Annotated in this window: 12 protein-coding genes; 8 read left to right on the forward strand and 4 right to left on the reverse strand. The window is 65.4% G+C overall.

Going from position 1 to position 13,585, the window contains the following annotated elements:
* Positions 1-12: 12 nt before the first annotated feature.
* The 3 genes from AC0ZZU_RS13005 to AC0ZZU_RS13015 all read right to left on the reverse strand — a co-directional run bounded on the left by AC0ZZU_RS13005 (position 13) and on the right by AC0ZZU_RS13015 (position 2,797).
* On the reverse strand, positions 13-942 hold the full coding sequence (locus AC0ZZU_RS13005; RefSeq protein ID WP_476341185.1) for a sugar kinase: 930 nt from the start codon (positions 940-942) through the stop codon (positions 13-15).
* Entirely contained in the window at positions 935-1,717 is a 783-nt protein-coding gene (locus AC0ZZU_RS13010) for a sugar phosphate isomerase/epimerase family protein (protein ID WP_476341186.1), read from the reverse strand. The genes AC0ZZU_RS13005 and AC0ZZU_RS13010 overlap by 8 nt, the downstream gene beginning before the upstream one ends.
* A gap of 69 nt (positions 1,718-1,786) precedes the next feature.
* Positions 1,787-2,797, reverse strand: a complete 1,011-nt coding sequence (locus tag AC0ZZU_RS13015; RefSeq protein WP_476341187.1) for a LacI family DNA-binding transcriptional regulator — start codon at positions 2,795-2,797, stop codon at positions 1,787-1,789.
* Positions 2,798-3,036: 239 nt separating this feature from the next.
* On the opposite strand from AC0ZZU_RS13015, the gene AC0ZZU_RS13020 reads away from it, so the two are divergent.
* Together AC0ZZU_RS13020 and AC0ZZU_RS13025 are read left to right on the forward strand one after the other, a co-directional pair.
* Positions 3,037-5,073, forward strand: coding sequence for an oxidoreductase (locus AC0ZZU_RS13020; protein WP_476341189.1), 2,037 nt, complete (start codon positions 3,037-3,039; stop codon positions 5,071-5,073).
* Positions 5,073-5,981 (forward strand): 1-aminocyclopropane-1-carboxylate deaminase/D-cysteine desulfhydrase, encoded by a 909-nt coding sequence (locus tag AC0ZZU_RS13025; RefSeq protein WP_476341191.1) that lies wholly within the window; start codon positions 5,073-5,075, stop codon positions 5,979-5,981. Before AC0ZZU_RS13020 ends, AC0ZZU_RS13025 begins: the two co-directional genes overlap by 1 nt.
* Here the strand turns inward: AC0ZZU_RS13025 and AC0ZZU_RS13030 are convergent, their stop codons facing one another.
* A complete protein-coding gene (locus AC0ZZU_RS13030; RefSeq protein WP_476341193.1) occupies positions 5,982-6,920 on the reverse strand; it encodes a DUF1853 family protein in 939 nt (312 codons plus the stop codon).
* A 136-nt stretch (positions 6,921-7,056) separates the two neighbouring features.
* On the opposite strand from AC0ZZU_RS13030, the gene AC0ZZU_RS13035 reads away from it, so the two are divergent.
* Genes AC0ZZU_RS13035 through pepN form a run of 6 tightly spaced genes read left to right on the forward strand, consistent with a single transcriptional unit; the run spans position 7,057 to position 13,559 of the window.
* On the forward strand, positions 7,057-7,947 hold the full coding sequence (locus AC0ZZU_RS13035; protein ID WP_158459013.1) for an NAD(+) kinase: 891 nt from the start codon (positions 7,057-7,059) through the stop codon (positions 7,945-7,947).
* Positions 7,947-8,918, forward strand: coding sequence for a metallophosphoesterase (locus AC0ZZU_RS13040; RefSeq protein WP_476341195.1), 972 nt, complete (start codon positions 7,947-7,949; stop codon positions 8,916-8,918). Before AC0ZZU_RS13035 ends, AC0ZZU_RS13040 begins: the two co-directional genes overlap by 1 nt.
* Positions 8,915-9,787, forward strand: a complete 873-nt coding sequence (locus tag AC0ZZU_RS13045) for a rhomboid family intramembrane serine protease (protein WP_476341196.1) — start codon at positions 8,915-8,917, stop codon at positions 9,785-9,787. The genes AC0ZZU_RS13040 and AC0ZZU_RS13045 overlap by 4 nt, the downstream gene beginning before the upstream one ends.
* A gap of 14 nt (positions 9,788-9,801) precedes the next feature.
* Positions 9,802-10,062, forward strand: a complete 261-nt coding sequence (locus AC0ZZU_RS13050) for a YeaC family protein (protein ID WP_158459016.1) — start codon at positions 9,802-9,804, stop codon at positions 10,060-10,062.
* Positions 10,059-10,889 carry a DUF2797 domain-containing protein gene (locus AC0ZZU_RS13055; protein ID WP_476341198.1) on the forward strand — a complete coding sequence of 277 codons (831 nt, stop codon included), beginning with the start codon at positions 10,059-10,061 and terminating at the stop codon, positions 10,887-10,889. The genes AC0ZZU_RS13050 and AC0ZZU_RS13055 overlap by 4 nt, the downstream gene beginning before the upstream one ends.
* 12 nt (positions 10,890-10,901) lie before the next feature.
* Complete coding sequence (gene pepN, locus AC0ZZU_RS13060; protein ID WP_476341200.1) at positions 10,902-13,559, forward strand: aminopeptidase N; 2,658 nt, start codon at positions 10,902-10,904, stop codon at positions 13,557-13,559.
* Positions 13,560-13,585 lie beyond the last annotated feature (26 nt).

Raw genomic sequence — 13,585 nt, forward strand, 5'->3', positions numbered from 1 at the left:
GCAATAGGGTGTTCAGGCGGTCACGGCCAATTCGCTGCGTCGTGGCAGGCCTTCCATGTCGCCCCGGCTCTGCACCGCGCGGCTGCCGATCCAGTTGCCGCGTTTCACGGCCTCAAGCAGCGACTGCTGTTCGAGCAGCGCGCTGATCAGGCCCACGGCGAAACCATCGCCGGCGCCGACGGTGTCGATTACCTTGGCCACCGGTTGAGCGGCAACAAAGGATTGGTCTTCGGCGGTGCGGTAGTAGGCACCTGCGGCGCCGAGCTTGATCGCGACCGCCTTGGCACCGAGGTCGAGGTAGAAGGCAGCGATGTCCTGCGGCGTCTCGAAGCCGGTCAGCAGGCTGCCCTCCGCCAATCCCGGCAGCACCCAGTCGGCGCGGCTGGCCAGGTGATTGAGGGTCTCGATCATCTGCCGCTCGCTGGTCCATAGCCGCGGGCGCAGGTTGGGGTCGAACGAGCTGCTGCCACCTGCCTGGCGCTGGCGCACCAGCAGGTGGTCGGCCAGCTCGCAGGTGGCGGCCGACAGCGCTGGTGGGATGCCCGTGACGTGCAGGTGGCGCGGCAGCGGCTGGCGCTCTGGCAGGTCGGCGATGCTCAATTGGCTGGCCGCCGAGCCCCGGCGGTAATACTCCACTTCCGGATCGCTGCCGTCATCGGTACGGCCCTTGAACTGGAAGCCGGTCGGTCGCAATGGGTCGACCGCCACATGCCGGCAGTCCAGGCCTTCGCCACGCAGGCTTTGCAGCACGAAGCGGCCCAGCGAGTCATTGCCGACCCGGCTCAGCCAGGTGACGTCGAACCCCAGGCGGGCAAGGCCGATGGCGACGTTGCTGTCGGCACCGGCAATGCGCCGGTGAAAGTGTGTTACCTGGTCGAGATCGCCGCATTGCTCGGCGACCAGCATGGCCATGGTTTCGCCAAAACACAGGATGTCAGCCATGGGCCACCTCCTGCTCTGCCACGTCCAGCTGCGCGAGTTTCAGCACTTCGGCGCGGGTGATGGCGAGCAGGTCGTCGCCTTGCAGAGGGTATTCGACAGCCCTGGCCAGGCCCCGGGGGAAGCAGGCGAGCAGAGTCTGCCAGGCTTCCAGGTCGCTGGCAGAAGGGGTAACGGCAACCAGCTTGCCGCTGGCACTGCGCGCGACGGCCTTGCAGTGCAGGTATTCGACGAAGCGGCCGAGACGCTGAGCGGCCTCGAAGGCCGATTGCGCCTGCCATTGCCAGTTACCGATATCGAAGGTCATGCCTACCGGTATCCCCTGTTGCCGAGCCAAGGTCAGGAATTGCTCGAGGGCATCGATCTTGCCACCCTGGACGGTCTGGTCGTTTTCCACCAGCACGCGCACGGGCTGATTATCCAGCGCGTCGGCCAGCGACTGCAGGTCACAGCCTGGATGGAAGAACCCGAGGGAAACTTTCAGCCATTTGGCACCGCAGGTGCTGGCGCGCTGCAGGGCAATGGCCAGGTGCGCGCTGGGCTCGGCATGGCCGGCTTGCCACAATTCCAGCGGCGAGGAGTACACGCATTCGAGGCCGTGGTCAGTGATTTCCGGCTGCAGACCAAGGTACTCATGTTCGGCCATGAGCTCCTCTCGCAGCTCGATCAGGCGGGCGCCAGCCTGCGCAAGCACTGGGATAAAGGCCGCCTGGCCACGTTCACGGACGAGCTGGGCGCCGTAGCTGGAGAGGCTGATCGAGACGGGGTGTAGAGTCATTGTTGTTATCCTCTGAAACCGGTTTCAAAACAGGTCGAATGCCATCGAAGCGGGTTCGATGCCGACAGGTCATGGGGTGGGTGGGGTAGAGCCGCGTACGATCAACTGACAGGGGAAATCGAATACCTTGGGTGGGCCATCATTGCCCCGCAGGCGCTCGAGCAGGCACTCGAACGCGGTGACGCCGATCTGTTCGGTAGGCTGGGCCAGGGCAGTGACCCCGCTGCCCACCAGGGGCAGCCAGTCGAGGTCGTCCAAGGCAATCAGCCCGACATCGGTATCCAGGTCGCGCATGGCCCTGACGCACTTGAGCGTCGCGGTGCCGTTGGCGCAGAACAGCGCCTTGGGGCCAGGACCAGGCTGGGCCAGAAAGTGCAGCAGATCATTGGCGAACGAGTCGCCCGTGCGCAGGATGCGTCCCGCGATCGCCGGCCGGTCCGCTGTCAAGGCAGTGAACGCGTCGCAGCGCTCCTGGCGTGAACTGTTGCCATCCTGTGGCTCGCTGACCAGCGCCAGGTCGCGGTAACCCTGCTGCTGCAGGTGTTCCAGGGCCAGCGAAACCGCGCCGCTGTTGTCCAGGCCGACGAGATCACTTGGGAGGTGAGGCACCTTGCGGTCGATCAGCACCAGCGGCAGCTCCTGCTGCAGCGCCTGAAGTTCGTCCGGATGATGCCCCAGGGTGTTCAAGATCAGGCCTTCGACATTGTACGAGCGCAGGGCCGCCAGGTGCTGGCGCTCCTGCTCGTCATCCTGGCCGGTGTTGCAGACCACCAGGCTGTAGCCATGACGCCGGCAGGCGGTTTCCACCCCGTGCATCACGGCGACCGAGTACGGGTTGCGGATATCGGCCACCAGCATGCCGATCAACCGCGTACGGCCACGCTTGAGGCCGCGGGCCATCTGGTTGGGGCGATAGCCCAGGTCGTCGATGGCCTTCTCGATCCGCCCCGCGATCAGTTCGGACAGAAGGCCCCGATCCTCGCCAATGAAGCGCGAGACGCTGGCCTTGGAGACGCCGGCGTGCTTGGCGACATCCTGGATGGTGACCCGGGGGAGGGCGGCTTGAATGGAAGACGACACGGCCTGAACCTTTGTTGGAATTATTGGCTAGGTTTTCTCTGAAACCGGTTTCAGGTAATACCATGTAGGAAGATTCGTCAAGTGGCAAGTGACTGGGCGTCTGCTCACCATGATCAATAATCTGTCACTTTCAGTCATTGAGCGCTTGCGAACACCCGTCTAATGTCACTCCCATATGAACGACGGGCACCCGCTGAGGCAGCCCGCACCACCGTGATCACGCCTGCCCTGGAGACCCTATGGCCGCCGCCCCTTACCCACACCTGCTGGCCCCGCTCGACCTGGGTTTCACCATTTTGCGCAACCGCACACTGATGGGCTCGATGCACACAGGCTTGGAGGAACGCCCCGGCGGCTTCGAGCGCATGGCGATCTACTTCGCCGAGCGCGCGCGTGGCGGGGTAGGGCTGATGGTGACCGGCGGCATCGCGCCCAACGATGAGGGCGGTGTGTACTCAGGCGCCGCAAAGCTGACGACGATGGAGGAAGCCGATAAACACCGTATCGTCACCGAGGCGGTACACGCCGCGGGCGGCAAGATCTGCCTGCAGATCCTCCACGCTGGCCGCTACGCCTACAGTCCTCGCCAGGTTGCGCCGAGCGCGATCCAGGCGCCGATCAACCCGTTCAAGCCCAAGGAACTGGACGAAGCAGGCATCGAGAAGCAGATCGCCGACTTCGTCACCTGCGCGCGGCTCGCCCAGCAGGCTGGCTACGATGGCGTGGAAATCATGGGGTCGGAAGGCTATTTCATCAATCAGTTCCTGGCCGCCCATACCAACCACCGCACCGACCGCTGGGGCGGCAGCTTCGAGAACCGCATGCGCCTGGCGGTGGATATCGTCACTCGGGTGCGTGAGGCGGTTGGCCGGGACTTCATCATCATCTTCCGCCTGTCCATGCTCGACCTGATCGAGGGTGGCAGCATCTGGGAAGAGATCGTGCAACTGGCCCAGGCCATCGAGCGGGCCGGCGCCACCCTGATCAACACCGGCATCGGCTGGCACGAGGCGCGTATCCCGACCATCGCCACCAAGGTGCCGCGTGCGGCGTTCACCAAAGTCACGGCCAAGCTGCGGGGCTCGGTGGGTATCCCGTTGATCACCACCAACCGCATCAACACCCCCGAGGTGGCCGAGGCCGTGCTGGCCGAGGGCGACGCCGACATGGTGTCGATGGCCCGGCCGTTCCTGGCCGATGCCGATTTCGTCATCAAGGCCGCCGCAGGCCAGTCGGACCTGATCAATACCTGCATCGGCTGCAACCAGGCATGCCTGGACCATACCTTCGGCGGCAAGCTGACCAGCTGCCTGGTCAACCCGCGTGCTTGCCACGAGACCGAACTCAATTACCTGCCGGTCACCCAGGCCAGGCGCATCGCCGTAGTGGGCGCAGGGCCTGCCGGCCTGGCCGCGGCCAGTGTCGCCGCCCAGCGCGGGCATCAGGTGACGCTGTTCGACAGCGCCAGCGAAATCGGCGGCCAGTTCAACGTGGCCAAGCGCGTGCCGGGCAAAGAGGAATTCTACGAAACCCTGCGCTACTTCAAGCGCAAGCTGCAGGTGACCGGTGTCGAGCTTTGCCTGGACACCCGGGTGAGCGTCGAGCAGCTGGTCGAGGGGCGCTTTGACGAAATCATCCTGGCGACCGGCATCAGCCCTCGCACTCCGCCCATCCCGGGGATCGAGCACCCCAAGGTGCTCAGCTACCTGGATGTGCTGCTCGAGCGCAAACCGGTTGGCAAGACAGTCGCAGTGATCGGCGCGGGCGGCATCGGCTTCGATGTATCCGAGTACCTGGTGCACCAGGGCGTCGCCACCAGCCTGGACCGAGAGGCCTTCTGGAAAGAATGGGGCATCGACTCACGGCTCGAGGCGCGCGGCGGTGTCGCTGGCATGCACGCCGAGCCCCATGCCCCGGCTCGCCAGGTGTTCTTGCTGCAGCGCAAGGCCTCCAAGGTCGGCGACGGACTGGGCAAGACCACCGGCTGGATCCACCGCACGGGTTTGAAGAACAAGCAGGTGCAGATGCTCAACAGCGTCGAGTACCTGCGCATCGATGACGATGGTTTGCATATCCGTATTGCCGAGGGTGAACCGCAACTGCTGCCGGTGGACAACGTAGTCATCTGCGCCGGGCAGGATCCTTTGCGGGAGCTGCATGAAGGCCTGCTCGCCGCCGGGCAGTCGGTGCACCTGATCGGCGGCGCCGATGTGGCCGCGGAGCTGGATGCGAAGAGAGCGATCAACCAAGGCTCACGGTTGGCGGCCGAGCTCTGATGTCCCACGCTTTTCTCGACCTGCCCCAGGCACCCTTGCACAAGATGACCGTGCCCTGGCTGGAAACGGCTGGGGTCGAGGCGGGCGTGTTGCGCCTGGACCTGATCGACCCGCTGATCACCGGAAACAAATGGTTCAAGTTGCGCGAACACCTGCGCCAGGCGGTTGATGCCGGCGCGCCGGGGCTGATCAGCCTGGGCGGCAATCATTCCAATCACCTGCATGCCCTGGCGGCGGCGGGCAAACGCTTCGGCTTTGCCACCGCCGGGCTGCTGCGCGGGCAGGAACAGGACACGCCGACCGTGCGGGACTTGCGCGCCTTGGGCATGCAACTGCACTGGCTGGGCTATGGCGGCTACCGGGCGCGGCATCAGCCGGATTTCTGGGTGCCTTGGCAGAACCGCTACCCGGGATGGCACTGCATTCCCGAGGGCGGCGGCGGGGCGGCGGGGATGCAGGGGTGTGCACTGATCGTCGAACAGGCGCGTGCGCAACTGGCGGCGCTGGGTTGGGCGGATTATGACGCCTGGTGGCTCGCCGCCGGTACCGGCACCACGCTGGCGGGGCTGGTCCAGGCAGAAGCGGGCGCCCATGAAGTGCACGGCGCTTGCGCGGTGCCGCCCGGGCATGGCGTCGAGGAGAGCGTCCGCGCGCTGGCAGGGGAGAGCGGCTACCGCCTGCATGACGCCAGCCTGGGCGCTTTCGCCAAGGCCGATGCCCGCTTGCTGGCGTTCATCGAGCAGAGCGAGTCGCTCACGGGCGTGCCGCTGGAGCCGGTGTATACCGGCAAGGCCTTGCTGGCCCTGCGGGACCAGGTCGAGGCGGGCGCGTTCCGCCCAGGCACGCGGCTGATCTTTGTGCACACCGGCGGTCTGCAAGGGCGAAGGGGGTACCCGGCGCCGCGTTGACTACGGCGTTGGCCAGCTGTCGGCGACCAGAAACATCCGCTCCGCTTCCTGCCAGTCACCGTCGGGCTGCTCCTCCAGGCGCACCAGCAACTGCGCCCTGAAGTCCTCTGGCAGTGCCTGGATGTGTTCATCGAGCTGCGCCCCCGACCACCGGTCCGCGGCGCAAACCCGCGCCGGCGCAAGCCAGGCGTGGCGGGGCAGGGGCTCCCAGTGAGCGGACCTGGCCCGGGCGCGGCAGGCCTCCCAGTCACGACGGTGCAGCCAGCGTCCGCGCAAATGCTCCGGGCTGGCGCCCGTGGGCGGTTGCGCTGGCCCGGCCCAGGGATAGAACAGGTATCCGCCCAGCCACAGGTGCGCGTGGGCTGCGTCGATATTCAGTCCCGCCAGGGCCTGCCGGCCCTCGAGGCGCGCCGAGATCGGCAGCTGGTGTCCGGCAAGGTGCGCCAGCTTCAGCCCCAGCCGGTCGTGGCAGCCTGGGCCGAGCCAGTTGCCGGCGTCCATGCCATCGCCAGCGGACGGGCCCAGGTAGAATTTCACCGCTAGCTCAAGGTGATGCACGCCCTCGCCATCGCGCATCAGGATATCGAGCTCGCCCAGGGTGTGCCCGCCGTTGCGGATCGGCAGGTTGGCGGCCAGCAGCTGGACGCCCGGCGCCTGTTGCAGGGCGAACTGCCACAGCCGCTCGTAGTACAGCCCCAGGCGGTGGCTGGTGATGCCGGCCAGCCACTGGCGCAGGGCCTCGCTATCGCGGTCCAGTGCTTGCAGCCAGTCACGCAGGCGTCCAGGGTCGGTCACCCAGTCACTGCCCGCCAAGGGGTGACGTTGCGGCCAGGGCGTCTGCTGCAGCATCGGCGGCGCCAGTATCACCCAGGCGAGGTCGCGCACCGGCGCCTGGCGCAGCAGGCGCGGCAGCTGGGAAAGTTCGGCAAAGGGGCTCATGCAGCGAGCATAGCCGTTGTCGGCACGGCCTTCAGCGCTTTCGCCGGTTTGCCGCTAACCGGCCCTTTCGCCCATAATCTGGTTCTCTGGGCGCCACGCGCCTTTTTCACCCGTCGCAAAGGCTTGCAGGAGTCCCATGGAGCAATTTCGCAATATCGGTATCATCGGACGCCTAGGCAGCTCCCAGGTGCTCGACACCATTCGCCGGCTGAAGAAGTTCCTCCTGCAGCGCCACCTGCACGTGATTCTCGAGGACACCATCGCCGAAGTCCTGCCTGGCCACGGCCTGCAGACATCGACGCGCAAGCTGCTGGGCGAGGTGTGCGACCTGGTGATCGTGGTCGGCGGCGACGGCAGCCTGCTCGGCGCCGCCCGCGCGCTGGCGCGGCACAATACGCCGGTGCTGGGCATCAACCGCGGCAGCCTGGGCTTTCTCACCGACATCCGTCCTGACGAGCTCGAGGTCAAGGTCGCCGAAGTGCTCGATGGCCACTACCTGGTCGAGAACCGCTTCCTGCTCCAGGCCGAGGTGCGCCGCCATGGCGAGGCGATCGGCCAGGGCGATGCGCTCAACGACGTGGTGCTGCACCCTGGCAAGTCGACGCGCATGATCGAGTTCGAGATCTACATCGACGGCCAGTTCGTCTGCAGCCAGAAGGCCGACGGCCTGATCGTCGCCACCCCGACCGGTTCCACCGCCTACGCGCTGTCGGCCGGCGGCCCGATCATGCACCCCAAGCTCGATGCCATCGTTATCGTGCCCATGTACCCGCACACACTGTCGGGCCGGCCGATCGTGGTGGATGGCAACAGCGAGCTGAAGATCGTCGTGTCCCAGGACTTGCAGATCTACCCGCAGGTGTCGTGTGACGGCCAGAACCACTTCACCTGCGCGCCGGGCGACACCATCACGGTGAACAAGAAGCCGCAGAAGTTGCGCCTGATCCACCCGCTGGACCACAACTACTACGAAGTCTGCCGCACCAAGCTCGGCTGGGGCAGTCGTCTGGGCGGTGGAGGCGACTGATGATCGATCCGGCGCGCAGTTTCGACATCATCGGTGACGTACATGGCTGTGCCCTGACCCTCGAACGCCTGCTCGACGCCCTGGGCTACAAGCGCCAGGCCGGCGTCTGGCGTCACCCGCGGCGCCAGGCGCTGTTCCTGGGCGACATCATCGACCGCGGCCCGCGCATTCGCGAGGCGCTGCACATCGTTCACGACATGGTCGAGGCCGGGCAGGCCCACTGCATCATGGGCAACCACGAATACAACGCGCTGGCCTGGACCACCCCCGCGCTGCCCGGCAGCGGCAAGACCCATGTGCGCGAGCACACGCCGCGCCATGCCCGGCTTATCGATGAAACCCTCGAGCAGTTCGCCCAGCATCCCGCCGACTGGCACGACTTCCTGGAATGGTTCTACGAGCTGCCGCTGTTCGTCGACGCCGGGCGTTTTCGTCTGGTGCACGCCTGCTGGGACCCGGAACTGATCGGGCAGTTGCGCCAGCAGCACCCCGATGGCCGGATCGATGCGCACTTCGTCCAGGCGTCGTCGGTGTCCGGCAGCTTTGCGTCCACCGTGTGCAACCGCCTGTTGCGCGGCACCGACATGCGCCTGCCCGATGGACTGACCCTGACCGGCGGCGATGGCCTGACCCGCGCGTTCTTCCGCACCAAGTTCTGGGAGGAAGACCCGCAGACCTACGGCGACATTGTCTTCCAGCCCGACGCTCTGCCGGACACGGTCGCCAGCACGCTGCTCAGTCATACCGAGAAAAACGCCTTGCTGCGCTACGCAGAGGGCGAACCGCTGCTGTTTGTAGGCCATTACTGGCGCAGCGGGCGGCCGACGCCGATTCGCACCAACCTGGCCTGCCTGGACTACAGTGCGGTGCTGTATGGAAAACTGGTCGCCTATCGACTGGATGATGAAACCCGCATCGACCCGCACAAGTTCGTCTGGGTCGATGTCGAACGCCCGCAGGTCAGCCAATGAACGTGATTGAAGTGATGCGACTGCCACTGGCGGTCGACCTGAGCGGTTTCGTCGGCCTGCTGCGCCGCCTGCAGGTGCCGCACCGGGTCAGCGAGGAAGGCGAGGAGCAAGTGCTCTGGGTCGCCGAGGGCCTGGCCGACGACGTCCTGCAGCTGTACCAGCGTTTTCCCGAGGGCAACGCCGAGCTGGAGTTGCCCGCCGAGGATGCGTCCGTCATCCCGGCCAGGCCCTCGTTCGGCGAGCAGCTGCGCTCGGGCAAGGTGACCGCGGCGGTGTTGCTGGCGTGCCTGGTGGTAGCCGCCGTGACGGGCCTGGGTGAAAACCTCGCGAGCCTGAGCTGGCTGACCTTTCTCGACTTTCGCGTGCAGGGCGACTACCTGTACTTCACTCCGCTGGCCGACAGCCTGGCCCAGGGCCAATGGTGGCGGCTGGTGTCGCCCATGCTGGTGCACTTCGGCGTGCTCCACCTGGCCATGAACGGGCTCTGGTATTGGGAGCTCGGGCGGCGCATCGAGCAGCGCCAGGGCCCGTGGGTGCTGGCGTCGCTGACCTTGCTGTTCAGCCTCGTATCGAACGTGGCGCAGGACCTTGCAGGCGGTCCGAGCCTGTTCGGCGGCCTGTCGGGCGTGCTCTACGGTCTGCTCGGGCACGTCTGGCTCTACCAGTGGCTGGCACCGCATCCGTTGTTCCGCCTGCCGCGCGGGGTACTGGTGATGATGCTCGTCTGGCTGGTGGTGTGCATGTCTGGTTTGATCAGCCTGCTCGGTTTTGGCCAGATCGCCAATGCCGCGCATGTCGGCGGGTTGTTGATCGGATGCCTCAGCGGGCTCTTGGGCGGGGCGCTGGCCCGGCGTAAACTGTCGGCTTGAATTCTGGAGACACTATGTCCACTTTTGCGCAAATGATCGAAAACATTACCCCGGAGATCTACCAGAGCCTGAAAACGGCGGTGGAGCTCGGCAAATGGTCCGACGGCCGCAGGCTGACCACCGAGCAGAAAGAGCTCTCGCTGCAGGCCGTGATCGCCTGGGAGATGCAGAACCTGCCCGAAGACCAGCGCACCGGCTACATGAATGCCCAGGAATGTGCGTCCAAGTCGACGCCCATCGAGAACATCCTGTTCAAGTCGGACTCAGTGCATTGATCGAACTCGCTCGTGGCTCTCTGAGCAAGATGTCGGTGCGTCTTGAAGCACCGTTCGTGCAGTACAGTTTTCGCCTGGGCGATGAACAGGTGCCGGTCAATCCGTTGATCGGCAAGTCGCTGCGCCTCGAGTACCTCGGTGCCATTCACTGCACTCATTGCGGCAAGCGCACCAAGACCAGTTTCAGCCAGGGCTATTGCTACCCGTGCATGACCAAGCTGGCCCAGTGCGATCTCTGCATCATGGCGCCGGAGCGCTGCCACTATGAGCACGGCACCTGCCGTGACCCGTCGTGGGGCGAGCAGTTCTGCATGACCGACCATGTGGTGTACCTGGCCAACTCGTCCGGGATCAAGGTAGGCATCACCCGCGCCACCCAGCTGCCCACCCGCTGGCTCGACCAGGGCGCCAGCCAGGCCTTGCCGATCATGCGCGTCGCCACCCGGCAGCAGTCGGGCCTGGTCGAAGACGTGCTGCGCAGCCAGGTGCCCGACCGCACCAACTGGCGCACGCTGCTCAAGGGCGATGCCGAAGTGCTCGACCTGGTAGCAGTGCGCGAGCAGATCTTCGATGCCTGCGCCGAAGGCATCCGTGCCTTGCAGGAGCGCTTTGGTCTGCAGGCCATCCAGCCGCTGCCTGACGCCGAGGTGGTCGAGATGCGCTACCCGGTCGAGGCCTATCCGACCAAGATCGTCAGCCTCAACCTGGACAAGACCCCCGTGGTCGAAGGCACGCTGCTGGGCATCAAGGGCCAATACCTGATCTTCGACACCGGCGTGATCAACATTCGCAAGTACACGGCCTACCAGTTGGCCGTGCATCAGTAAAAGGACCGCCACATGCGCACCGAACAACCGCAAGTGATCTACCTCAAGGACTACCAGGCGCCCGAGTACCTGATCGACGAGACGCACCTGACCTTCGAATTGTTCGAGGACCACAGCCTGGTCCATGCGCAACTGGTCATGCGCCGCAACCCTGCACGTGGCGCTGGCTTGCCGCCGCTGGTGCTCGACGGCCAGCAGCTGGAGCTGGTCAGCGTGCAGCTCGACGACCAGTCCCTGGCGGCCACCGACTACCAGCTCGACGATGACAGCCTGACCTTGCAGCCCAAGGCCGAGCGCTTCACCCTCGACACCACCGTGAAGATCCACCCCGAGACCAACACTGCCCTGGAGGGCTTGTACAAGTCCGGCAGCATGTACTGCACCCAGTGCGAGGCCGAGGGCTTCCGCAAGATCACCTACTACCTCGACCGCCCGGACGTGATGAGCACCTTCACCACCACGGTGATCGCTGAACAGCATCGCTACCCGGTGCTGCTGTCCAACGGCAACCCGATCGGCAGCGGTCCCCAGGAAGACGGCCGTCACTGGGCCACCTGGGAAGACCCGTTCGTGAAGCCCGCCTACCTGTTCGCCCTGGTGGCCGGCGACCTCTGGTGCGTCGAAGACACCTTCACCCGCCAGTCTGGCCGCGACGTGACCCTGCGCATCTACGTCGAGCCCGAGAACATCGACAAGTGCGCCCACGCCATGGTCAGCCTGAAGAAGTCCATGCGCTGGGACGAGGAAGTCTACGGCCGTGAGTACGACCTCGACATCTTCATGATCGTCGCGGTCAACGACTTCAACATGGGCGCCATGGAAAACAAGGGCCTGAACATCTTCAACTCCAGCTGTGTGCTGGCCCGCGCCGAAACCGCCACCGATGCCGCACACCAGCGCGTCGAAGCCGTGGTCGCCCACGAATACTTCCACAACTGGTCGGGCAATCGCGTGACCTGCCGCGACTGGTTCCAGCTGTCGCTCAAGGAAGGCTTCACGGTGTTCCGCGACGCCGAGTTCAGCGCCGACATGAACTCGCGCACGGTCAAGCGCATCGAGGATGTCGCGTACCTGCGCACCCATCAGTTCGCCGAGGACGCCGGTCCCATGGCCCACGCCGTGCGTCCGGACAGCTTTATCGAGATCTCCAACTTCTACACCCTGACCGTGTACGAAAAAGGCTCTGAAGTAGTCCGCATGGTGCGCACCCTGTTGGGCGAGGAGGGCTTCCGCAAGGGCAGTGACCTCTACTTCGAGCGCCACGACGGCCAGGCCGTGACCTGCGACGACTTCATCAAGGCGATGGAAGACGCCAACGGTGTCGACCTGACCCAGTTCAAGCGCTGGTACAGCCAGGCTGGCACGCCGCGCCTCGACGTCAGCGAGTCCTACGACAGCGCCGCGCAGCGCTACAGCCTGACCTTCCGCCAGAGCTGCCCGCCGACGCCCGACAAGGTCGAGAAGCTCCCGTTCGTGATCCCGGTCGAGCTGGGCCTGCTCGACGCCCAGGGCAACGATCTGCCGCTGCGCCTTTCAGGCGAATCCGCCGCAGATGGCACCACCCGCGTGTTGTCAGTGACCGAGGCCGAGCAGACCTTCATCTTCGAAGGCATCGCCGCCAAGCCGCTGCCTTCGCTGCTGCGTGGCTTCAGCGCGCCGGTCAAGCTGGCATTCCCCTATGACCGCGACCAGCTGATGTTCCTCATGCAGCATGACAGCGACGGCTTCAATCGCTGGGAAGCGGGCCAGCAATTGTCTGTGCAAGTGTTGCAGGAGCTGATCGGCCAGTACCAGCAAGGTGCCGAGCTGGTGCTCGACCCACGCCTGGTCCAGGCCCTGGGCACCGTGCTGGGTGACGAGTCGCTCGACCAGGCCATGGTCGCCGAGATGCTTTCGCTGCCGGGCGAGGCCTACCTCACCGAAATCAGCCAGGTTGCCGACGTCGACGCCATCCACGCCGCCCGCGAGTTCGCCCGCAAGCAGATCGCCGAACAGCTGTTCGAGGCCCTGTGGACCCGTTACCAGGCCAACCGCGAGCAGTCGCGCGCCACCGCCTACGTCGCCGCGGCCGAGCATTTCGCCCGCCGCAGCCTGCAGAACATCGCCCTGTCGTACCTCATGCTCAGCGCCAAGCCGCAGGTACTGGCCGCGACCCTGGAGCAGTTCGAACACTGCGACAACATGACCGAACGCCTGACTGCCCTCGCGGTGCTGGTGAATTCGCCGTTCGAGGCCGAGCGTGCCACGGCCCTCGAGAGCTTTGCCGAGCACTTCAAGGACAACCCGCTGGTCATGGACCAGTGGTTCAGCGTGCAGGCCGCAAGCTCCCTGCCGGGTGGTCTGGCACGGGTCAAGGCATTGATGCAGCATCCCGCCTTCACCCTGAAGAACCCCAACAAGGTGCGCGCGCTGGTGGGTGCGTTCGCCGGGCAGAACCTGGTCAACTTCCATGCAGCGGATGGCTCGGGCTATCGCTTCCTGGCCGACCTGGTGATCGAGCTCAATGCATTGAACCCGCAGATCGCTTCGCGCCAACTGGCGCCGTTGACGCGCTGGCGCAAGTATGACGACGCGCGTCAGGCCTTGATGAAAGGCGAGCTGGAGCGGATTCTGGCGTCAGGGGCGTTGTCGAGTGATGTGTACGAGGTGGTGAGCAAGAGCCTGGCTTGAGGTTGGCGGGTGTCCCTGCAATTGCC

The sequence above is a fragment of the Pseudomonas sp. JE3303 genome, from assembly GCF_056312565.1.